The following is a 24,199-nucleotide window of genomic DNA, read 5'->3' on the forward strand; positions in this document are numbered from 1 at the left end:
GGATAGTGGGTGAGCGACACCAAGCACGAACGGTTGGTGCGAGTCGTATCGAAAAAGACACTTCGGCAACGCCCCGCTGCCACGATCGCAGCAACATGGTTCAAAGCATCCGGCGTCATCGCATTGCCGCTTGCGAGTTTGGCCCTGGCGAACCGGTTGCAAGTTTCACTCACGTTGCGGTGTTGCGTGTGGTATAATCTCACCCCCTCACTCTCCCCTTCCAATCGACGATTTCGATTCGACGATCTCGATTCGACTCGAACGCGATCATCCCCACCCGATCACGACATGTTTATGGTTCGCTCACCCCGATTTGCCCAATACAGCCTTCTGGTAATTGTTTTCGCATCCGTATTTCAGCTCACAGCAACCGCAGCAGAGAACGGCCACGTGCTTCGTCCTGACAATCTGGTGGCATGGTGCATCGTTCCCTTTGACGCCAAGAATCGGACGCCCGAGGCACGTGCGGCAATGTTGCAAGAACTCGGAATCACGCGAGCCGCCTATGATTGGCGAGCGGCCCATGTTCCGACATTTGAACAGGAGATCTTGGCGTACCAAAAACATCGTATCGAGTTCTTCGCGTTTTGGGGCGTGCAGGAAAATGCGTTCAAGCTTTTTGAGAAATACGACTTGCATCCTCAAATCTGGCAGATGCTTCGCGACAACGACGGCGACACCCAGGCAGTGAAGGTCGAAGCGGCGGCACAACAGATGCTTCCCCTCGCCAAACGCACCGCTGCGATGGGATGTCCGTTGGCGTTGTACAACCACGGAGGCTGGGGAGGCGAACCACAAAACCTTGTCGCCGTCTGTCAACGATTGCACGAACTCGGGCAAACGCATGTTGGCATCGTCTACAATTTCCACCACGCGCACGGGCACATCGACGACTGGGCCGCGTCGTTCGCCATAATGAAGCCGTTCCTCCACTGCTTGAATTTGAACGGCATGAATGCGGACGAGCAGCCAAAAATTCTGGGCATCGGCAAAGGCCAACACGAATTGGAGATGATCCGCGTGGTGGTCGACAGCGGCTATGACGGGCCCATCGGCATCCTGGACCACCGCAATGAACTTGATGCACGCGATTCGCTGATCGAGAACCGTGATGGATTGCAGTGGGTTCGACAAGAACTCGAGAAACGCGGTAGTGCAGGGCCGCTGCCGGCTACCCCGTCAAGTTACACAAAACCCAATGAAGAACCGAACGCCGGACTGGGACGAATCTTCCCCGGCGCCGACGGCTACCGCAATCCGCCGATTACCGTCGAAGTCCGAGCGACGATGCATCGCCACGATCGCTATAACATCCTGGTGGCAAGCGATTCCAAAAAATCGTCGGACCACTGGGAACTGTTTTCGATGAATCGTAGCGGCCATTTGACCGCCTACCTGCCCGGCAAGGTTCCCGATCACGTTCACACCAATGCAATGATTTGTGATGGTGATCCGCATACCCTGTCGATGACCTATGAACCAGGTCGCATCCGGATTTTTGTGGATGGACAACAGGTAGCCGACCAACCGCTCACCGACGCAAAACAGCGTACAAGCGTTCCTGGTGCACTGGGAATTGGACGACTCGTCCAGCGAGACCTAGGCTTTGATGGCGAGATTCAGTGGGTGCGAATTTCCAAAGGAGTCCGCCCGATCCCGGACAAACCGTTGGTCGATGTGTCTCGCGATGACGCGACGCTTGGATTGTGGAAGTTTGGCAACGAACACGCCCCCGATTCACCTCGCGTGGATCAACACAGTGGAATCGATTCCGGGCGATCCAACGTCGATCCGGCACCGGTCGCCACCGAAATGCCGTACGATCCCAAGACGGTAACACGAATCATCCACGAATCGAACGCGTCGGGCGAAGCGGCACGGGGCGTCCATGTTTTCGCTGATGCCAAATTGGGGTGTTTATCGTGTCACAAGATCGGTGATCACGGAGGCTCGATTGGTCCCGATTTGTCGGCGATTGTCAAAGACCGGACGCCGGCCCAGATCGTCGAATCGGTATTTTGGCCGCAACGCGATGTCGCAGCTGAGTATATGAATTGGAAGGTGCTGACAGCGGACGGCAACGTCATCACAGGTTTCAAACACAGTTCGGATGACCAGCAAGTGGTGATTCGTGACTCAGCCACCGGGAAGCTGACCCGCATTGCGGCAGATGAAATCGAAGCCGAGATCCCCGCGGGTTCGGTGATGCCAAGCGGGTTGACGGCGACATTGTCTTCTCAGCAGCAACTGGATCTGATTCGATTCCTCATCGATCTGGGACGTGACCAAGGCCGCCTTTCGGAATCAATTCAACACGCAATTGCTCACAGCCAAATGCACGGCCCTGCCGAAGCCCCATTGTCCTCGGCGCCGCTTGCGGCCGAGAACTGGCCTCATGCGGAGCACCGCGTGAACCGTGATCGATTGTACGATTTCTACACAAAACAAGCCGAATATTTTCGCAATCAACCGCATCCGCCCATGTTGATCTCGCCCTATCCGGGGCTCGACGGTGGCGAGCAAGGGCATTGGGGCAATCAGAGCGAACCCGACTGGAAAGATGACCGCTGGAATTCCACGCAACTTGGTTCGGTCCAAGCGGGCGTCTTTCGTTGGCGCGGGATCAAGGTGCCACGCGGCGTTTGTATCCGAATCGGTGAAGACGACGAGATGTCCGCCTGCTTCAATCCCGAGACGTTATCCTACGAAGCCGTCTGGACCGGCGGTTTTGTCAAATATGATTCGGTTCGTTTTGGCTTCGTTGGCGGTTTGCGTCCCGATGGCGATTTGCTTGAAGTTCCCAAGACAGAGAAGATCACAGAACCGTTTCAGTACCATGGCTTTTATCGACATGGCAAACGGACCGTGTTCTCCTACACCATTGGCGATGTCCACTATCTCGACTGTGCCTGGGTCGACGATGGCAAATTTGTTCGTGACGTTGCGCCGGCAGAGCAACATCCGCTGAGTCATGTCACCTCGGGCGGGCCCCAACAATGGCCGGATGTGATTGAAACCAAGATCACGCGAGGCAACCAAAATCCCTATGCGATCGATACGATCGAATTGCCAACGGACAATCCGTGGAACGCGTTGCTGTTCTGCGGTGGCCACGACTTCCTTCCCGTTGGCAGCGCATTGGTGTGCACGATGCAAGGTGACGTTTGGCGAGTCCGCGGCATCGATGCCACGAAGGACGATGAAAGCAAAGCGAGGTGGACGCGTTTCGCCAGCGGGTTACATCATGCTTTGGGCTTGGTGGTTGCGGACGGTCAAGTCTATGTTCAATGTCGTGACCAATTGACGCGTCTGAGCGATCTGAATGGCGACGGCGAAGCCGACTTTTACGAGTGTTTCAGTAATGCGTTTGTCACCTCAGCCGCCGGACATGATTTCATTTGCGGGTTACAGCGAGACCAACAGGGCAACTTTTACACGGCGTCCGGCAACCAAGGGTTACTGCGGATTTCGCCAGACGGCAAACAGGCGGACGTGATCGCAACCGGGTTCCGCAACCCCGATGGCTTGGGAATCCTGCCTAACGGAATGGTGACAGTGCCTGTATCCGAAGGCACCTGGACGCCTGCCTCGGCAATCCATGCGGTCCCACCATCCGCGTTGTCATCCACCGGCAATCCGCCTCACCACGGCTATGGAGGCCCAAAAAATGGACAACCTCCGGAGTTACCGTTAGTATACCTGCCTCGTGGGCTGGACAATTCCAGTGGCGGTCAGGCCTATGTCGACAGTCACGCATTTGGACCGTTACAGACGCAATTGCTGCACTTTTCGTTTGGTTCCGGGTCTTGGTTTTCGGTGCTTCGCGATCAGGTCAATCAGCAAATCCAAGGTGCCGTTGTCCCATTGGCCGGAGACTTTTTGTCCGGAGTCCATCGCGGTCGCTTTCACCCGATCGACGGCCAATTGTATGTTTCCGGCATGACTGGCTGGGGATCGTATACCCGTGATGACGGTTGTTTCCAGCGAGTTCGTTATACCGGCCAACCCGCTCAGGTTCCCGTTGGCTTTCATGTCCACGAAAATGGCATCCAAGTCACCTTTTCAATGCCGATCGACGAAGCGATCGCCAGCAACCCCGAGCAACATTTTGCGCAGTGCTGGAATTACCGATACAGCGGCGGTTACGGATCGCCCGAGTATTCTACGACACATCCTGGAACCGCAGGCCATGATCCGCTGCGAATCCAATCCGCTCACGTCCTTGACGATCGACATTCGTTGTTTTTAGAGATCCCCGATCTGCAACCTGTCAATCAATTGCACTTGCGAATGCATGTCAACGACGACAATCACCCGTCGTGTAATCCGGCAGGGGATGGTCAAGACATGTTCATCACTGTGCATCAATTGGATGAACCCTTCACCCAATTCCCTGGCTACCAGGTGGCCGAAAAACAGATTGCGGCTCATCCGCTGCGAGTCGATATTGCTTCGATGGCGGAGCGTGTTTCCAACCCATGGCATCAGAAAATCAAAGCCGCCCGCCCCATCAAAGTCGAAACCGGCAGCAATCTGACCTACAACACTGCCGAGTTCAACGTGCGAACCAACGAACCGTTAGCCGTCACGCTGGCGAATCCAGACGTCGTGCCCCACAACTGGGTACTCGTGCAGCAGGCATCGCTGCAACATGTCGGAGAGCTTGGCAATCAGATGATCGCGGATCCCAAAGCGTTTGCTCGGCAATACGTTCCGGAATCCGACCAAGTCATCGCACACACGGATATCGTTTTACCGGGGCAACAGCAGACGATCTATTTCATCGCGCCGTCCGCCCCCGGTCGATATCCGTTTCTTTGTACCTTTCCGGGCCACTGGATGGTAATGAACGGCGTGATGGTGGTTGAGCCGGCGGCGCGGTGATCACAACCGCCTGGATTTTTCGCAACCAAAGCGAATCAATCGATTGCGTCTCGGCGAACTTGGGGCCGAACCGCGTGGGTCGAGTTAAGTTCAGGTAAATGATCAACCGATTCGTGATGCAAGTCACGCTCGAATGACTGCAGACGCACGTCGCCAACCTCGGCGGCACCGTCGACAAACGCGATCATCGGTTCGCCGGGATCGTATGCCGCTTCGGCCGCAGCGGGCAGCGACAATTCCGTCGCGGAAACGGTCTCGGGTTGTTCACCGCTACGCAATCGTCCCGCCAACCACAAGCTGCTCATCCCCACAACGGCTGCGATCCAACCGACGGTCCCAAATCCTTCCAACGCCGCACCTTCACCGGCTTGCGTGACAAACAAACCGCCGACGTAGGCACCAACGCCGCCGAAAATATGTTGAACCGACGAGTTTGCACTGAGAAACGATCCACGGTGTCGCGGCGCTACGCTGGCCGTGATCATCGCCATCGCGGGGATCATTCGTCCCACGTTGCACACCATCAACGCGCCGAACACGGCAATGGCTAACACGATCCCCCCCTCGTACAAATGGGTGATCGCAAACATCAGTGCGGCCGACAGCGGTGCGATCACTCGAAACACCAACAACTTTCCCGCTCGGTCAGCCCAACGTCCGATGATCGGCGAAGCCACAAACGTCAACCCGCCCCCGGCGATATAGACCCAAGGCAGCTGTTGCTCGGACATACCGATGTTTCCGACAAAATAGGCACTGATGTAGGGGAAGATCAAAAAACCGCTGCAGGTCAGCGCTATGATCAGTGCAAAGGCGTTCAAGTGGTTGGGAACCGTAAACGTCCTGCGAAGGGACTCAAGCGGGTGCACTCTCGCTTCGCCAAAGTGGGCATCGAGCGACGGCAGCGAATATGCGGCAACGAACAGCACCGGCAACCCCGCCAAGGCCAACGCGATGAACGTCATGTTCCAACCGAAGTGATTGCCAATCACCAACCCCAATGGCACTCCGGCCACCGACGCAATCGCAAAGCCAGTCATCATCGCACCGGTGGCACGTCCTCGCCGGCTGTCTGGGAACACGTCCCCGATGATCGCCATCGATATTCCCCCTAAGATACCGCCAAATGCCCCCGTCAACACGCGAGCCAACACGAGCGTTACGTAGTTAGGAGCCAATCCACACAACAACGTGCCCAGGATAAATCCCGCGTACAAGACCAGGAATGCCGATTTCCGGCTGAAGCGATCGACCGTCGCCGATGCCACCAATCCCGCTAAACCTGCGGCAAACGTGTACGACGAAACGATCAACCCAAACGCACTTGGATCGATCTGCAATACACGCATCAACTGCGGACCGAGAGGCATCACGATCATAAAGTCGACGATGGTGATGAATTGAACCGTCGCCAAGACGAACAGAATTAACCGCTCGTTGTAAGTCGTCGTGTTGTTGGATTCCGCTTCAGACATTCACAGTTCGCTTGTATAAAAAATGAAGATGGCTCACATGGATTGAAATCAGCTGAAAACGTTTGCATGCATTTGAAGGTCCGCTTGAAATCGCCTTTGACATGCAGCGTTTCATGCTGGCGTTGTGGCCACCGTCGTAAAGGATCTCGTAGTGAACCCGCAGGCGGCTTGTTGGTTGACTGAGCCGCGACGCGTCAGCGGCTAATTCCATCAGCAGTGTCGCGTGACGGAGGCAACGCAGAATCAACGGTCCTTTTCCGATCCCACCTTATGACACGGCATCGGGTGCGGGGTTCATGGTGATTTCAACACGACGACGGCATCTGAACAAGGCTGTAAAGAGTCGCATTTGCAAAGTTCAGCAAATCTTTGCAAAGCGTTCAGCGCGGCCGTCGACATCGCTTTTTAGCCCCCCAAGTGCCCCACCCCCACTGCAAAAGCCTGTAACGGCGGACAAGCGACCACGCCACCTGAGCGAATGGATCGGATAGCGACCTAAAAAGAGTGCGTCATCGCAACAGCCGTTGCATCGCGGCGGCAACGCCTCGAGTGACCTCGCTCATTCGTTGGTAATCGAGCGTATCGGGGGTGTCGGTGGCTTGGTGATAGTTCGCATTGCGTAGAAAACTGGTGTCGGTCAACATCAACGCTGCATATCCATGGTCCCAAAACGAGCTGTTGTCGCTGCGACGGATCTCGCTCACTTTTTCAGGAAGCACGATCGAGAACAGTGGCATTTTTGTTCCGTGTTTAAAGCCACGGCGAAATTGCCAATTCAGTTTCCAAGAAGCAGGGTTGCCGACGGCGGCCAAGAAATTACCGCGTTTGGGAAACAAGCGATGCAGCGGTTTGGGTATCGATGGCGGGACTTTTTGTGAGCCGACTTCGTCGCGAAAATAGCCCACCATTTCCAGACACAGCATGCCAATTATCTTATCCCCTCGCTGTTTTGATTGACGTGCATGATGCTGGCTGCCCATCGCATCAAAATCACCGTACGGTTTCTCTTCACAGGTGAACGCGACGTAGCGTGCCGTACGTTTGCCAGCGTGGTGTCGCAACAAACGGCTGACTTCGATCATCACCGCGACGGCCGACGCATTGTCGTCGGCTCCGGGGGTGTCTGCGACGGTGTCGTAGTGAGCCCCTAACAAGACGATCTCGTCAGCGTGTTTCGTGCCAACGTTTTCAACAAAAAGGTTTGTCGCGGGCTGGCCCATCGCATCGTAGCCCTCCGACTGCACGTCGTACTGCATCGCATCCCATTGGCCTTGGATGTAACCCGTCGTTGCGACGATCGATTTTGGTCGATCAAGGGTGCGAGGGCCGATCAGACCCGCGATTCGATCGACGTGCAGACGCAGATTCGCTTCAATTTCATCGCTCATCAGCTGACATGCTCGTAGGGATTCGTATTTCGATTGACGCAGCACTGGGGCCCGGAATGTCACCGAAAATACCGCCGCGAGCGAAGGAAGTCAAAAGCGAATTGACCAACGTCGCCTACCAGCGTCGCCGCTCAGCGGCCACGACCGCCACGACGCCCTAGTTGCGCAAACACACGGTCATAAAACGTTGAGCGGTCGTTGCCGCTGCGGTGTGCCCGCTGCGGCGATGCCGTCGGAATCGTTGACGTCGTCGAGTCCGTGGTTTCGCGGTCTTCGAGCCAATCGACAAATTCTTCCAGCGAGACGCCGCCATCGCTGTTGGTGTCAGCCGTCACGATTTTCTGCCAGAATCGGCGGACTTCATCCTCGCTTAATGCACCATCTTCGTTGCTATCCTTGCTGGCGAATCGTTCTTCTTGCTGGATTTCAGTAAACAAGTCAAATTCGTCTGGGGTGATCAAACCATCGCCATCGGCATCGACGTTAATCTCAAGCAGCCGGTTCCAAACGACTTCGGGCATTTCGTCTTCGCTTAGCGAGCCGTCTTCGTCAGCATCGTAACGAGCAAGCAGCTGATCAAATCCGACGCGAAACGGACGTTGCGGATCGAAGTTGTTGTGGTGACCAAATGACGTAATGGGATCGTGATCACAGAGCCCGGGATCCTCGTCGTCACCGCTATCCTCATCGGTCAAACCACCGTCATCAACCGGGGTGTCATCGTCAACTGTCTCGTCAGTCTCGTCGGACGCATCTGTCTCGTCGTCAACGGACTCCGTATCGTCGACTGTCCGCTCGTCCGTTTCCTCGGTTTCCCCTTCGGACTGCTCGGTTTCCTGATCAGATTCCTCCAGTCCCTCATCAGATTCACTGTCCAATTCATCATCGGTGACGACGTCTGTATCGTCGTCGCTGCCGACCGTGGGGGTGCTGTTGGTAAGCTCGCTATCGTCCTCGGTCGTTACCGACTCGTCATCGTTTTCAACAACCTGCTCGAGCGAGTCGCTCGCCTCGGCGGCCACCACAAGCTCGCTGATTCCCTCGGTTTCGCTCTGCGCCAACGCGTTGATCACCATCAAGGCATCCAGCGCGGTGACGTTGCCATCACCGTTCACATCCGAAAATCCGCTGGTCAATTCATTGCTGCGACTCAATTGGTTGATAATGACCAACGCATCCAACGCCGTGGTCGATCCGTCATCGTTCGCATCGGTGGGGGAGTACAGGTTGTGGTTTTCCGGGACATCCGCTTCGAGTCGGCCGCCTCGACGATACCAATTTCCGCCTCGACGCCAACGTCGGCGTGAGAACGGATTGTCGTCGTCAGGCAGGTCAAAATCAGGGGTGTCTGTATCATCGTTGTTGCTGGGGTCGACGTTGTCGGTTTCGTCCTCGCCCGTGTCGTCCTCGCCCGTGTCATCGCCGCCCGTGTCATCGCCGCCCGTTTCGTCGGCACTTGTATCATTCCCTCCGGTCTCATCAACGGGAGAATCGTCGACCGAACCGTCATCCGTGTCGTTGACCGTCGCCGGTGCATACAACATCAACGCTTCGGCGATATCGCTATCATCCAACGCCGTGAACTCTTGGTTAGGCGACACGTACGCCTGAAGCACCGAACCGATATCGGTCAAATGGTCCAGCCCAAGCGAGTGCCCGATTTCATGAGCCGCGATCCGGACAAGATCAAAGGCTTGATTGCCCAACGAGTTACCGATCTCCCAAACCTCTGCCGCATCGAATTCGATGTCGCCCGCGATTCGTGCGGGATTAACATCGTCAGGAAAATAGGCCTGAGCCAACGTTCCGCCACTGCCATCAATGTTTGTAAACGAGATGTCAATCGAATCCGCCAGCCCGGTTTGTTCGACTTGCGTAAAGGTCACGTCGACGACGTCGGACCATGCATCCAGCGCCATTTCGATTGCCGTCTCCACTTCGACTTGCGAAAGCGAACTCGGCGAGTCGCTGATCGTGTAAGTCAACTCGGCTCCGCCCAACCCAGGCCCATCCCAGCCGAAACTTGCCGCCAACACACGTCGCGGTTCGAGCGGTTCGGCCACCAATCGGCGGCGTTGATTTCTACGAATTGACTTCGATGTCCGTTTTCGAAATAGTCGTTTCATCAAAAGGGCTTTAACGTTAGGTATTGCGACAAAAAGAAGCGTACAGATTGAAAACGTGGCTCCCCGTCAGGGGGCTCTGACGGAGAACCACAACAACGTCGGCGCTGCAACGATCACGCAATCGGGGATTTCGGAGGGTCAGAATGAAACCCCCGAACGACGTCATTGGGGTAAGGAGGATTTCGTCACCGCTTTGTCACACTTACGCGCCCGCATTTTTGAAAACGGCTCGTTTTTGATGCGTTTACTGCGAAAACAACCGACATCTACGATGCCAAAGCGTGACCGTCACGAAGACTGCGGCTTTACACCCCGCTAAAGTAGGTAGAAGCCATCGTGAAGTCCGGCACCGGTTTTGAGCGGATTCACGACGCCCCCAAAGCATCTTTCGTAACGAATGTCAGCCATGCCTGAGAACAACCACACCGACCATCCAGCCTCCTCAACAAAACAAGATCGCAGCAACGGCGGCGAACGCATTTTGTTGACCGGTGCGACCGGTTACGTTGGCGGCCGATTGCTGCGGTTGCTCGAAGACAGCGGTCGTCCGCTCCGCTGCATGGCTCGCCACCCCGAAAATTTGCGGGCTCGAGTTTCTCCGCAAACCGAAGTCGTCCACGGAGACGTGCTCCAGCGTGACACGCTGACGGATGCATTGCAGGGGATTCACACCGCGTACTACTTGATTCACTCGATGGGCACTAGCGATGGGTTCGAGTCGGATGATCGTGATGCAGCGGCCAATTTTGCTGCAGCCGCTCGCAATGCCGGGGTCAAGCGAATTGTCTATCTCGGCGGACTTGGCGAAGACGACGATGATGAATTATCGAGTCACTTGCGAAGTCGGCATGAAGTGGGAAGGGTGTTGAAAGAATCGGAGGCCCAGGTGATCGAGTTTCGCGCCTCGGTCATCATCGGTTCGGGAAGTTTGTCGTTTGAATTGGTGCGTGCCTTGGTCCGAAAACTGCCGATCATGCTTTGGCCCAAATGGGTATCCACCGAAGCATCGCCGATCGCGATCCGTGATGTGTTGAGCTATTTGATGGAAACGCTCGAGTTGCCGCTCGGGGAAAGCAAAATCTATCAGATCGGGGGTCCGCAACCGGTGTCCTACGGCGGCATCATGGACGAATACGCTCGCCAACGCGGATTGAAACGAATGCGAATTCGCGTGCCGTTGCTGTCGCCGCGAATCAGCAGTCTGTGGCTTGGGTTAGTGACGCCGGTCTACGCCCGAATCGGCCGAAAACTAGTCGAAGGGCTGAAAAATCCAACGATCGTCACCGATGATGCAGCCCTGCGTGATTTTTCGATCCGTCCAGTCGGTATTCAAGAAGCGATCCAGCGTGCGATCGAGCGTGAAGATCAAGAGATGGTGGAAACCCGTTGGTCCGACGCTTTGTCATCGGCGGGACGGACGGCCAAATGGGGCGGCGAAGCCTTCGGCAGCCGACTGGTCGATTCACGCACAATCGACGTGGATGTGCCGCCGGAATGCGCCTTTGTGCCGATCCAACGCATCGGAGGCGATGCCGGTTGGTACTACGGCGAATGGTTGTGGAAGATTCGCGGGTTCATGGACATGTTGATCGGTGGCGTCGGTTACCGCCGCGGCCGTCGTCATGCGAGCAGCGTGCACGTTGGCGACGCCATCGATTTTTGGCGAGTCGAGCTGATCGAACCTAACCAGCGATTGCGACTCGCTGCGGAAATGAAGTTGCCTGGACGAGGATGGCTCGATTACGAGGTTTGCCCCCGTCCCGGCGGTGGGTCGACCATTCGCCAAACCGCCGAATTTGATCCAGCCGGATTGTTCGGGTTGTGTTATTGGTACTCGGTGTGGCCGCTGCACCAATTGGTTTTCGCCGGGATGCTACGTGGCGTCGCCAAGCGGGCCGAAGCGTATTGCCAAGACCCGGCAAATCAAACTTCGCCATGACGCTTTGGCAGCAGCGGGAACGCAAGCGAAGCTACCAAACCGAGTAACGCAAACGCGGCGACCACCGCAAACAAGTGCTGGTGCCCGAGTGCACCAGGCGAATCGTCAAGCAGTTTTCCCATCATCGGCCCCATGAACACATCCGGCGTATATCCGATCGCTGATACCACCCCAACCGCGGTCCCAGTGTATCGAATCGGAACGTGCCCTTCCTGCATGATCGCAAAATAGAGCCCACGTAGTGCAAACACGGCGGCGCTAGTGACGATGATCACACCGAAAAACACGGCGTTCATTCCCGGTTTGAACCATCCCAATGCAATCGTCCCGCAACCGAGTGCCAGGATTAGGAAACTCAATGCGGTGATCCGCGAAATACGAGTCCGATCGGCGATGATCCCCGCCGCAATCGCAGCGATCGGACGCACCCACATCGATACGGTGCTCGTATGCGCCGCTGCAACCTCGTCATACTCCAAAACCTCGCGGGCATACAACGAAACATCATCGAGTCCTTTGTAGCCAACGTACGCACAAACGATGATCAACGCCTGCACCGCCACCGCGGGCATCTTTAGCACTGCCACGGCACCTGCCCATGTGATTCTCGGCTCGCTTGCCACCGTGTCGCGATCGTCAACACGAACGGCAAACCAAACCAACATCGCTGATGCCAACGTGATTCCGGCGAACACCAGGATCACTTGTCGAAACGCGGCGGTGCGTTCCGCGAAGGTTGCTGCATCCGAATCGCCTTGTAACAACCACGAATAGACCAGCACCGCGACCGAACCGGTGGCGGCTGCGACCAATCCGCGACCGCCATCGAGGATACCGAAGGCGGTTCCTGAAAACTCGTCGCCGCCGAGTTCACGCGTCGCGCGAATCATGGCCGCCCAAAACAACAATATCGTTGTCAGCCCCCAATAGGCATACAACCACTTCATCACCCCCAGCGACGGGATCGCGGCCAGCACTACTCCGCCAAGCGACGTCGATAGCAAAGCCACCGTCATCATCTTGCGAGCCGCAAACGCGTCGGCAAGCGGGCCGCCAGGAAAGTACGCGAGCATCGCAACAACGCCGTAGGAGGCAAACGCATAACCGAGTTCAAGGTTGCTGATCCCGAACACTTCCAACAACGTCGGACGAAACACACGAGCGATCACAAACGGCAAAAAAAAGATGGCTTCACCCGCAATCACCAATGCCAACATCGCCAACGTCAACGGGGGGCGACCCGGCGTGGGTTCGGTTTCGCTCATGCCATCGTTCCTATAGCCGCTCGGGATTCACGGGCGTCACCGGGATTTGCCCGGACGCGTGTGAACGTAGCAGCGGTCGCAGCTGCGCGATCACGTCTCTGGTCGCTTCGTCCGGGTCGATCGCCAAGTTATTGAACTCCAGCGGATCGGCATGATGATCGTATAGCTCAAAACCATATTTGCCTTCGCCCCACTCGGTATAGCGATAGCGGTCGGTGCGGATACTGCACCCCATCACCTGATCACCGAGTCGATCGTCCGCAGGCCGCAATACTTGTGTCACCGCGACGTTATCCCACGGCGCAAGCGGGTTGTTCAACAAGGGACGCAAACTGCGACCGTCAAGATTCTCAGGAGCCTTGATCCCGGCCAAATCGGTCAGCGTCGGATAGAGATCAACGAACTCGACAATTCGGCGACACACGCCCGAGGATTCCTCGTGCGTGGGTGACCGAATGATCAACGGAGCACGGGCGGATTGTTCGAACAAGGTTCGCTTTTGCCAGATGCCATCGTGTTCACCGAGGTGATAGCCGTGATCGCTCCAAAACACCACGATCGTATTTTCTGCGAGATCCAGCTGCTCAAGCGCATCCATCAGCCGTCCGACCTGAGCATCGACAAACGAGACACACGCATAATAGGCCTGCGTCGCCTTGATCAACGTGTCGTAATCGAGTTGATAGTTTGGCACGGGACAATTATGCGCGAATGCGGCAAGCGGAATGTCATCGCGATCGCCCGGCGGCGAATAAGGCAAACGCAACGCGGCCGCCGGATACAAATCAAAGTATTTCTTTGGGGCGACATACGGCGTGTGCGGACGAAAAAAACCGACGCCAAGGAATAACGGTTTGTCGCGTTTCTGCTGCATTAGCTTGATCGCTTCGCTGGCGATCATCCCGTCGGTCTGCTCTTCGTCCTCGCCGTCGGCAGCCAACCAGCTGAGTGCGCCGCTGATCTTTCGATGCGGTTCGGCGTTGTAGACCAACACCTCGTCGGTCTTATCGCGACCTCGGGGGTTAATGGTATGATTCCATGACGGCGGATCATCAAAACCGTCCGTCCCAATCGCCGCCGGCACGTTGTAGTGATAGATTTTGCCAACGCGAGCGGCAAAGTATCCAGCTGCCTGGAACGATTGCGATAGCGTGACCACATCGGGCAACTCGTCGCGAAAGTGGCGATCCAGGTCGTAGACTTTGATTTTGTCAGGCCGCAGTCCCGTCATGATCGACGCCCGGGTGGGGTTACACAGCGGCAATTGGTTATAAGCTCGTTGGAAACAAACGCCGCTGGCGGCAAGCCGATCGATATTCGGCGTCCTCGCGATCACGTCTCCGTAACAACCAAGCGTGCACGCCAAATCGTCAACCGCAATGAACAACACGTTCGGTGGCCGGGACGAGGTTATTGGCGCCGCGGGATCGCCCGCGTGAGTGCGAGGAACACCACACGCGAGCGAAACGCACATTGCAATGCAAACGCGAAACAACATCAACGAAGCACTCTCAAAAGAAGTCAGCGGTGGGGAACGGACAAATGGAGTCGCAGGTTACTTCGACTTCTTCGGCTTGTTCTTCTTCGGCGTTTGCTTGGCCGGTGCGGTCAATCCGTCGTTCGGTTGATCCCAAAGACGATACGGATCGTCCAGCCGCCGCATCTCACTCAGCAGCAAAGCCTCCATTTCGGCCAGTTTGTCAGCGTATTTGGGATTCTCTGCGAGATCAGTCTGCATTGGATCCTGCTTGCCATGTTGCGCCAAAAATTCGTGAGGATTTTCTGCGAGGTTGAAGAGCTGCGTCTCGCGTACGGTGCCATCCAAGACATCGTATTTAATCAGTTTCCAATCGCCTTTCTTGACCGCTCGCATCCCCGGTTTGGTACCGCCGCTGTAGGTGCCATACAACACGTCACGCACCTTTGACTTCTTCCCTTCCAAAACCGGTTTGAAACTGATCCCTTCGTTGGTTTCCGGGGGATCAATGCCCGCCAGATCACAGAGCGTCGCCAGCGTGTCGAGCAGGTAGGTGTTTCCGATCGCACGCGAACCTGGTTTGATCCCTGGTCCTTTGACGATCAGCGGAACTCGCCATGTGTGTTCGTACAGATTCTGTTTGCCTTGCAATCCATGACGACCAATCGCGATGCCGTGGTCCGAGGTATAAACGACGTAAGTGTTATCGAGTTCGCCCATCGAGTCGAGCTTCTTCAGTACTCGACCGACTTGGATATCGATCGCCTCGTCGCAAGCGTATTCGCGGCCTCGTTCGTTGCGAATCGTGCGCTCGTCACGATTCGTCCAGACGCCGCTGACCGAGACTTCGTCACGCAACCCTGGATGCCCATGGGGGAACGGATGCTCGGGAAGGTAGTTTTCCGGAAGCGCAGGTTGTTTGGGATTTTCGTCAGGCAGCGAGTTGCGATCGGTGTGATTGGTGGCTCCATACTTTTTAAGTAACTCAGGTCGGCCATCACGCGTGTCGTGCGGATGCGAAAATCCAAAGTAGACCAAAAATGGATCCGAATCATTATCCGATTCGCGTTGATTTAGATAGTCCATGACTTGATCGCCATGCCACGGGCTGCCCGATTCGTCAGTGCCGCCGCGTTTGGTGGCGTCGTGACGCACCGTAAATTGTTTGTTCGCCCCTTCATAAGAATTGCCTCGTTTGCAAGTTCGCATCGTGTCGTAACCCGCTCGATTGAACACCGCAGCAAGCGTGTTCTGTTCTAGATTGGGTGGACACAACTGTTTGCCATTGGGCGCGATTGGCAAATGCCAAACGGTGCGGCCCGACATCACCATGTGGCGTGATGGCGTACAGACGGCGCCCGAGAACGATCCCATGTGATAGGCGGCGTCAAAGACCATCCCTTCGGCCGCCAATTTGTCGATGTTCGGCGAGTGCAGAGTCGACTTTGGGTTGTAAAACTTGAAATCTTCGGGCGACTGATCGTCGACGATAATGAACAGGATGTTGGGGCGTTTGGGGGACTCGTTGTCGCGTTCCTCCGCCACCGCGTCGGCAGCCGATGGGATCATCGCCAAGCATAAAACGGCGATCAAGAGAGACAAATTGCGGATGGATCGTGTCATGAATTCCTTCTTCTCAGTTCAGTGCTGTGGGGGAAGTTCAGTGCTGTGGGGAATTTGTATGCCGCGGGCCCCGAATCGGCCATAACGCTCGATTCGACCTTGGAACTTGGCGTTTCGCATTTCACTGGTGCTAATGTCCTGCACTGCGACATTGTAAACATCGATTCCCAGTGATTTCGCCAGAAAGATCGAAAATGACCATGGGCGTACGCTCAGTGATAAATGCCATCGTTTGGTACCCTATAATACTCGATCCGACAGGGCGACTGTGATTCGCGTCCTTTCGATTCCCCTCCTCCTCGCCCACCTAAATTCCGATGATCGCACCGCAACGACGACTGTCACTTCGACCAATCATGTTAGGACTAAGAGCACCGAGACAAACGAAACCAGTTCGCTGGTCCATCGTTTGCCTGACATTGGCGATGACGTTCCTGATAAATTGTCCCGAGGAAGTCCGAGCGTCGGAGAAACCCAATTTCATCGTCGTCTTCTGCGATAACCTTGGCTACGGCGATATCGAGCCATTTGGTTCGAAGCTTCATCGCACTCCGAATCTTAACCGCATGGCCGCCGAAGGCCGCAAATTCACGCACTTCAGTGTGACCGCGGGAGTGTGTACGCCGTCGCGTGCAAGTTTGATGACCGGTTGTTACGCACAACGTGTTGGCATGCATACCAATCCTCGCGACGGTTTAGTGTTGCGTCCCGTTTCGCCTTACGGACTGAACCCCGATGAAGTGACGATTGCTGAATCACTCAAGTCCTCTGGTTATGCCACCGCGATCGTCGGCAAGTGGCATTTAGGGGACCAGCCACAGTTTTTGCCGACGCGGCAAGGGTTCGATTTCTTTTTCGGTGTCCCCTACTCGGACGACATGACGGCACGAGTGTGGAAAGACGGTTCGCAATGGCCGCCACTGCCGCTGATGGAAAACGAAACGGTCATCGAAGCCCCCTGTGACCGCAACGGGTTGACCAAGCGTTACACGCAACGGGCGATGCAGTGGATCGCAGAACATCGCGACGAACCCTTCTTTTTGTATTTCCCACAAGCGATGCCGGGCAGCACCTCGACACCCTTTTCAAGCGAACAATTCCGTGGCGAAAGTGCAAACGGGCCGTGGGGGGACGCCATCGAAGAACTCGATTGGTCGATCGGCGTGATGCTCGATCAGCTGCAAGAACTCGGGATTGCCGAAAACACGATGGTCGTTTGGACGTCGGACAACGGAGCTCCGATCCAACGCAATGTCAATGACCTGAGCCGAGGATCGAATCTGCCACTACACGGCCGCGGCTACACCACCGCCGAAGGTGCGTTCCGCGTACCAACGATCGTTTGGCAACCTGGGCGGGTTCCCGCGGGGACGGTTTGCGAAGAACTTGCCACCACCATGGATCTGCTGCCGACGTTCACCAAACTCGCGGGCGGAGTGTTGCCGCAAGACCGCAAGATCGATGGTCACGACATTTCGCCTTTGCTGTTTTCCGAACAAGCCGCCAAATCACCCTACCAAGCGTTCTACTATTATCACACCGATCAACTGCAGGCGATCCGCAGTGGTCCTTGGAAATTATTCTTGCCAGTGACGGGCAGGCCTCATCCGCATTTCAAACCGAATCAGCCGTCTGAACCGCTGCTATTCAATGTCGTCGAGGACATCGCAAGCGAACATAACGTCGCCTCGGAGCATCCCAAGATCGTTGATCGGCTGATGGCGTTGGCCGAACAGGCTCGAGAGGATTTAGGAGACAGTGGACGACCAGGATCGGGGCAACGTCCCGTCGGCCAGATCGAGGAATCGGCGATCGCCCAGCCGCAGCGATTGTTGCCGTAGCATGGTCAAGGCTTGTCGATCCAGTCCAAATGCAAATCGCAATGGTGAGCCGTGGGCCGCAACGCACCGGGTGGCGTGTGGGCCCCGGCCGCTGACGCGTCGCGGCTCAAACAATCAACAAGCCGGTCGAGGATTGAGCTTTGGAGTTACGGCTCAAGCGTATTGGCAGAACGACGCAAGTCTGAATCACTAAAACGCTTGGGTTCGTGAAACGGTCGGTCTTTCCGGTTCTCCGCCACCCAAGATTTCATCCAGTTTCCACCCCACCGTGAGTTCCGATCGCCCGCCATCAGACTACTCGCCGATGCAGTACAAGTACTCTTGGCGTTTGTCGTCTTCGTGGGCCGCAGTCCGCAAAAAGATCTGGCCACCGGCGATTGCTGCAGAGGCAAAGACGCTTTCGCCTAACCGGTTCTCACCGAGGCTCTCATACTCATCGGGGCTCGCGCGAAAAATAAACGTCTGCCCGTCTTCGTTGGTAGCGTAAATGCGATCCTTGACCATCACGGGCGAACTGGTGAACGATCCTCCGAGCCGTTTCTTCCACATCGTTTCACCCGTCTTGGCGTCCAAACACATCGCGACGCCGGCATCGAGTGTCAGATACAGATAGCCATCACGGTGCAACAAAGAAGGTACATAAACTCGCAAGTTTTCGTCCCAAGCAATCTTCCCTGATCCGTCCGCAACGATTGCTGCCAGGTGGTTGCGGGGATAACCGCCGCTACTGAACACGTGTGTCCCGTCGGTCACCGTGGTGGTCACGCACTCGGTGGTCGCCCCTTCGATTTCCCATAATGTTTCGCCCGTCAACGGATTCAAACTGGTCACCAAATCGCATCCGGTGACGATCAATTGCTCACGCCCGTCGATCTTCAAAGCGATCGGCGATGCATAATTGGGAAGCTCGGGACGATTCCGCTTCCAAACAATGTCACCGGTGTCGCGATTCAGCGCAGCAATCGCACCGCCCGCCTTGTTGTCACACGTGACAAGCACCAAATCTTGATAGATCGTTGGCGAGGATCCATAGCCTTGATGAATCAAGTATTCATTGACGCGAGTCTGCCACAGCACTTTCCCATCTAGATTCAACGCTGACGTGTACATCGCACTGTCGTTGATGAAATTGATGTACAAACGCGTTCCGTCGGTTGCGATGGTCGACGAAGCCAGTGTTGCTTTCTCGTTCGCCTTGCGGCCGCTCTTGTTCTCGACCCCACCTTCATGCACGACGGACTCCCATATCGGTTTGCCAGTAGCACGATCGAAGCACAATACCAACTGGACCTTCCGCGATTCGTCAGCAGTCGGCAGATAAACGCGTGAACCGAGCACGGTAGGCGAACCGTGCCCGCGACCCGCGATCGGCGTTCGCCACAACACGTTGTCTTCGCGGCTCCATTTTAAAGGTGGATCTTGATCCGATGAGGCGATGCCGTTGACGGTGGGACCTCGCCATCCAGGCCAATCGGTCGATGTCAATTTTGATTCAGCCGTGATGTTGGGCGATTGTGCGGTGGCATGGTTGACGTGCGCCAGACAACACCATGCAACAGCCACCGTGGCCGGGCCGAGACAGTAGAATCGTTTCAAAGAATATTCCATCACTTATCAATCGTTGCAAAAGAGTTTTATCAAGTCAAAGTCGTCGACCGCTTCGCGATCATAACGCAACCAGCCTGCGAATCAACATTCTCAATCAACCACCTCGGGTCAGGCAATCATCAAATACACCATCGCGGCAAGCGATGCACCGGCGATCGGCCCGACAACGGGAATCCATGCGTAGCCCCAATCGCTATCACGCTTCCCAGCGATCGGCAACAACGCATGCACCAGTCGCGGCCCCAAATCTCGAGCGGGGTTGATTGCATAGCCAGTGGTCCCGCCGAGTGACAAACCGATTCCGAACACCAACATCCCAACCGGCAAAAAGCCAAGGGTACCAAGACCGAGCACAGGATCGGTGTCTGCCGGAGTATCACCCTGCATCAAGCTCGGAGTAATCATCAAAAAAATGGGCAATATCAACGCGAAGGTGCCCACCATTTCACAGAAGAACGCCTGTGGAAGGTCGCGAATGTTGGGAGCGGTGCAAAAACAGGCCAACTTGCCATCGGCGTCCTCGGTGGCTTTGAAATGTTGACGGTAGAACAGATAGACGAGGGTCGCACCCGCGATGGCACCTAGTAACTGAGCGGCAAAGTAAGGAACCGCCAAATGCAAACTCAACTTACCGGCGATCAACATCGCCACGGTAACGGCGGGATTCAAATGAGCACCACTGAAATCGTTTGCACAAAAGGCGCCGATGAACACCGCAATTCCCCAGCCCGCTGCGATCACGATCCAACCGGAATCGTTTCCTTTGGTGCGGGCCAGGACGACATTGGCGACCACGCCATTGCCAAACAAAATCAGCATCATCGTGCCGATAAACTCAGCGACAAATGGGGACATGAACTTTGGTTTCGAGTTTTCTGTGGGGATGGGGGTGGGCATCACGGTAGCCGCCTGCGTGACGAGTCACGATCGAACGCGTCAACCGCGGCTTTGCTTACCGGAAAACACAGATCATAGTGGATGCCAAACGCCTGTACTGCCGTTTCCAACATTCGAAAACAGCAAATTACGATATTCGCGTTTCGCAGCCAGCCAATCCCCAGACAATCATCGCATCGCCGCCGCCACGCCGCGTCGCGTTGAAACGTGCCATACACACGATTACTGGATCGGTGCCAGCAGTCGCGAGCCTCGCACGAGCAGCTGAAATGGGTAGGCGCTGTCGGTCAATTCGCTGCCCGGTGCTGGTGCTGAATTGCGGAGATCCTCTTCCAGCATCTCCGCGACTTGGCCAGCGACGGTCGAATCAAAGAAAACCATCATCAACTCGAAATTGAGCCGGAACGAACGGTTGTCAAAGTTGGCGGTACCAATCGAGGCGATGTCATCATCCACCAAGATTACCTTTTGGTGCATAAACCGATCTCGATAGCGATACATCTTCACCCCCGCGTCTTCCATTTCCGGCAGGTACGAAAACGAAGAGAGCCAAACCATCCGTGCATCCGACACTTCGGGAATGATCACACGAACGTCCACGCCACGCAATGCCGCCAACTGCAGCGCCGTGGACATCTGTTGATCCGGAACAAAGTACGGACTTGCAATCCAGACTCGCTCCTCCGCACGATTGATCACTTGCAGAAAAAACAACGACGCGGTTTCAAACGTGTCGGCCGGCCCGCTGGGAAGACAAATACCTTTGACCTCACCATTTTCCGATTGCGTTGGTGTCCACTGCAGTTGATGGAGTAGTTCGTCGGTCACGGCGTGCCAATCCTCGGCAAAAACGATCTGCGCGCACTGCACCATCGGTCCTTCGAAACGCACGTGCGTATCACGATAGACACCGAGTTCTTCGTTGTCCGCAAGGTATTCGTCACCGATATTGTGCCCGCCCACAAACGCCTCACGTCCATCGACGACGACCAGTTTTCGGTGATTACGAAAATTAAGACGCGTTGTGGATCCATCGGCCAAGGGCGGATTGAATCCGTGAATCTGAACGCCTCCTGCTCGCAAACGGTCGACGTATCGGCTTGACATGTCGCGGCTGCCATATTCGTCGTACAGAACCTTGACTTGCACACCTTGCCGAGCTTTTTTCAGCAACAAATCAGCCAACCGGTTGCCAAGCTCGTCATCCCGCAGGATATAGAACTCAACCAAGACATAAGAATTGGCTTGCTCGATCGACTCGAAAAGCGAAGCAAAGGTTTGCTTGCCATCGATCAGCACGGTCGCCGCGTTTCCTTCTGTCACCGGGAAATGGACGAGCCTACTGAGTAGATGCTGCGTTTCATTTTCCGGAGCCAGCGCCAATCCCATCTCCACCAGATCTCGGTTCAACCTGTCCAAGATCGGAGCTCCCTCGGATTGGCGGGCGCGGTAGGCGATCGCTTGTTTGCCGTAGTCCGTTTCACCGATCGCCCAGTAGGCGGGAACGGCGACGTAGGGAAACGTATTGAGCGTGACGATCCAAGCAATCGCCCCTTGCGGCGTCCGAGGTTCGCTGAGCACGTTGATCGACGAGACGAAGCCAAGCGTATGAGCCAATAGCAAGATTGACCCCGTGATGCTGCGACGATGAAGACGCATCCAAGCGACCACGCGGCGCGATCGTTCGTGACGCAAATACAGCAGCCGGATGGGGCGCCAAAGCGTTCTCGAGACCGCTTCGCGTTTGCGATCGATCCATTCAAAAATCCGCGCGGGTAACAATCGCCGCTTGGAACCAGACGCGGCTGGGGTGGTCATCAGTAGAGCAGCTCACAAAAGGAAGCATCATCGGAGGTCGGTTGCACTGCGACGAGCATCAAAATGCAGCTTTCGTGCCAACACAGCGTCATCGCAAACGTTCCAGCAGAGGATGGAACAAAAATTGCAAGTCACTGACGCTGGTAAAATTGGAAACAAGGTAAACGAAAAGCGATGCTGAACCTGTACGGGATGATCACCGAACCGATGTTTTGGTGGGTAGCGACGGTGTCCGCGATCGTGTTTGCGGCTTCAATCGTCGCGGTGCCTTGGCTGATTCTGCGGCTTCCGAGTGACTATTTCAATCACCGCCACCGCATCATGATCCGCCCGCAAACCAGAGCGTCGGTCTATTATCACTGCGTTTGGATTGTCTTGAAAAACATCGCCGGCGCGGCGTTCTTGACGATGGGGGTCGCCATGCTGGTGCTGCCGGGGCAAGGACTGCTCACCATCTTCATTGGTTTGTCCCTGCTCGATTTTCCAGGGAAATACCAGCTACAACGATCGCTGGTGTCGAAGCCCTTTATTCTGAAGCCGCTGAATTGGATCCGGCGAAAAGGGGGAAAGGCCGACTTCATCGTACATTCCTCGTAAGCATGAATGCGTCGCGGCCCCAGCCCGCCACGTCAGCCTAAATTCGTCCATGGTCAGCCAAAGCTCAACATGGTGAAAAGCCGACCAAGCGACACGCAACATTCGCCTTTTGAGGTTACGCTACTGCCGTTTTTCAAGGCAAATCCTAACCCGAAGCGTTAGCGAGGGACCGAGAAAATATCGAGATTCCCTCGCTGACGCGTCGGGTTGTGCTAAAAGTGCAACTTGAAAACATTCGCCTTGGACGTGCGATAGAGCAAGACACATCTTGCTCGGACAACTTGCCATCCATCACTGATCGGTACAGGCGGTGTGGGCAATTTGGCGGTAGAAGGCTGCGTCGTCGTCGCTGATCCCTTTGGGGGCGAACGTCGTTTGGGTGGCGGCGATTCCCGTCAAATATTCGAACCAGACGAGCCCCGCCAAGAAACAACCATGCGAATTGCCGTGTTTGAAATCCAATGCCAATCGCGGTTTGTCACCTTGTTTCCGCCAATGCCAACCAATCACCAACGAGTGGTCTTGGTTGGGTAGATTGGGATACTCGGGATTTTCGTAATCGAAATTTGGGTCCGGAGCAACGACGGTGCGTCCGGCGGTTCCGCGAGCCATCTGGAACGCGGTTCCCACTGGCAGAATGCGTGCATCAAATTGCTTGGCATTAGCGTCGTAAGCGTTACGCAGCCGATCATACATCTGCTGCTGACTCAATCCATCTTTCGCCAATAGCGGCGAATCTTGTCGGTACGCCCACGTTTGGTGAATCAACAGCTGAGCCGTCGGCGCCAACTGCTCGACCAATGCCGCCAATTGATCAATGTGCGGATGATAGGTTTCGGGTTTGTGGCTGAGCGCACTCATCTGTTGGACGGTGACAAAGTCCCAGGGTTGCAGTTTCAGATAGTCCTGCAAACTTAACTTCTTTCCACTGGCTGCATCACGGTACGGCCGCACTTCGCCATCACTCGCCGACTGAACCGCCAGCGTGGCATGCTTTTCTAACGTGCAGCCTCCGATGTTGGCAGTGCCAATCACAAGTTCGACCGAGCCTTCGGATTGTGCGATCTCGCGAAGAAACAGACAGGCGTTCTGAGCGAAGCTGTTCCCAATCGTCAGTACGCGGATCGTCCGCTTGGATTCGTGCGGACGAGAGGTTTTAGAGTCATTTTCCGCTGCGGATGCAAATGACGCGACCAATAGGACGAGCACGACGGAAAGGACGAGTCGTGAACCGAGGCGGGCGGGGTGGTAAGTCATGGCG

The 24,199-nt window shown here is 55.7% G+C and carries 14 protein-coding genes; 4 read left to right on the plus strand and 10 right to left on the minus strand.

Features of this window, described 5'->3' with window-relative positions:
* The first annotated feature begins 390 nt into the window (after positions 1–390).
* The gene (locus ABEA92_RS20535; RefSeq protein WP_345685732.1) at positions 391–4,884 is read left to right on the plus strand and encodes a DUF6797 domain-containing protein; all 4,494 of its coding nucleotides are present in this window, start codon (positions 391–393) and stop codon (positions 4,882–4,884) included.
* Positions 4,885–4,919: 35 nt separating this feature from the next.
* Here the strand turns inward: ABEA92_RS20535 and ABEA92_RS20540 are convergent, their stop codons facing one another.
* The 3 genes from ABEA92_RS20540 to ABEA92_RS20550 form a co-directional block, all read right to left on the minus strand.
* A complete protein-coding gene (locus ABEA92_RS20540; protein WP_345685733.1) occupies positions 4,920–6,359 on the minus strand; it encodes an MFS transporter in 1,440 nt (479 codons plus the stop codon).
* 509 nt (positions 6,360–6,868) lie between these two features.
* On the minus strand, positions 6,869–7,747 hold the full coding sequence (locus ABEA92_RS20545) for a M28 family peptidase (RefSeq protein WP_345685734.1): 879 nt from the start codon (positions 7,745–7,747) through the stop codon (positions 6,869–6,871).
* Positions 7,748–7,878: 131 nt separating this feature from the next.
* Complete coding sequence (locus ABEA92_RS20550) at positions 7,879–9,873, minus strand: matrixin family metalloprotease (protein ID WP_345685735.1); 1,995 nt, start codon at positions 9,871–9,873, stop codon at positions 7,879–7,881.
* Between the two features lie 406 nt (positions 9,874–10,279).
* Between ABEA92_RS20550 and ABEA92_RS20555 the strand changes: the two genes are divergently transcribed.
* Positions 10,280–11,812, plus strand: a complete 1,533-nt coding sequence (locus ABEA92_RS20555) for an SDR family oxidoreductase (protein WP_345685736.1) — start codon at positions 10,280–10,282, stop codon at positions 11,810–11,812.
* On the opposite strand, the gene ABEA92_RS20560 is transcribed toward ABEA92_RS20555, so the two are convergent.
* From ABEA92_RS20560 to ABEA92_RS20570, 3 genes are read right to left on the minus strand one after another with little or no spacing between them, the layout of a single operon-like run.
* Complete coding sequence (locus tag ABEA92_RS20560; protein WP_345685737.1) at positions 11,797–13,077, minus strand: MFS transporter; 1,281 nt, start codon at positions 13,075–13,077, stop codon at positions 11,797–11,799. The genes ABEA92_RS20555 and ABEA92_RS20560 overlap by 16 nt on opposite strands.
* A 10-nt stretch (positions 13,078–13,087) precedes the next feature.
* Positions 13,088–14,575, minus strand: a complete 1,488-nt coding sequence (locus ABEA92_RS20565) for a sulfatase (protein ID WP_345686104.1) — start codon at positions 14,573–14,575, stop codon at positions 13,088–13,090.
* A 57-nt stretch (positions 14,576–14,632) separates the two neighbouring features.
* Entirely contained in the window at positions 14,633–16,177 is a 1,545-nt protein-coding gene (locus tag ABEA92_RS20570) for a sulfatase family protein (protein ID WP_345685738.1), read from the minus strand.
* A gap of 425 nt (positions 16,178–16,602) precedes the next feature.
* On the opposite strand from ABEA92_RS20570, the gene ABEA92_RS20575 reads away from it, so the two are divergent.
* The gene (locus tag ABEA92_RS20575; RefSeq protein ID WP_345685739.1) at positions 16,603–18,018 is read left to right on the plus strand and encodes a sulfatase family protein; all 1,416 of its coding nucleotides are present in this window, start codon (positions 16,603–16,605) and stop codon (positions 18,016–18,018) included.
* Positions 18,019–18,312: 294 nt separating this feature from the next.
* On the opposite strand, the gene ABEA92_RS20580 is transcribed toward ABEA92_RS20575, so the two are convergent.
* The 3 genes from ABEA92_RS20580 to cls form a co-directional block, all read right to left on the minus strand.
* Positions 18,313–19,626, minus strand: a complete 1,314-nt coding sequence (locus ABEA92_RS20580) for an outer membrane protein assembly factor BamB family protein (protein ID WP_345685740.1) — start codon at positions 19,624–19,626, stop codon at positions 18,313–18,315.
* Between the two features lie 108 nt (positions 19,627–19,734).
* The gene (locus tag ABEA92_RS20585; protein ID WP_345685741.1) at positions 19,735–20,523 is read right to left on the minus strand and encodes an MIP/aquaporin family protein; all 789 of its coding nucleotides are present in this window, start codon (positions 20,521–20,523) and stop codon (positions 19,735–19,737) included.
* A gap of 222 nt (positions 20,524–20,745) precedes the next feature.
* Positions 20,746–22,341 carry a cardiolipin synthase gene (gene cls / locus ABEA92_RS20590; RefSeq protein ID WP_345685742.1) on the minus strand — a complete coding sequence of 532 codons (1,596 nt, stop codon included), beginning with the start codon at positions 22,339–22,341 and terminating at the stop codon, positions 20,746–20,748.
* Between the two features lie 174 nt (positions 22,342–22,515).
* Between cls and ABEA92_RS20595 the strand changes: the two genes are divergently transcribed.
* Complete coding sequence (locus ABEA92_RS20595; RefSeq protein WP_345685743.1) at positions 22,516–22,938, plus strand: PGPGW domain-containing protein; 423 nt, start codon at positions 22,516–22,518, stop codon at positions 22,936–22,938.
* Positions 22,939–23,229: 291 nt separating this feature from the next.
* Here ABEA92_RS20595 and ABEA92_RS20600 read toward each other — a convergent pair whose 3' ends face one another.
* Positions 23,230–24,195 carry a DUF4886 domain-containing protein gene (locus ABEA92_RS20600; protein WP_345685744.1) on the minus strand — a complete coding sequence of 322 codons (966 nt, stop codon included), beginning with the start codon at positions 24,193–24,195 and terminating at the stop codon, positions 23,230–23,232.
* Positions 24,196–24,199: the final 4 nt, after the last annotated feature.

The sequence above is a fragment of the Novipirellula caenicola genome (genome assembly GCF_039545035.1).
GTDB classification, from domain to species: Bacteria; Planctomycetota; Planctomycetia; order Pirellulales; family Pirellulaceae; genus Novipirellula; species Novipirellula caenicola.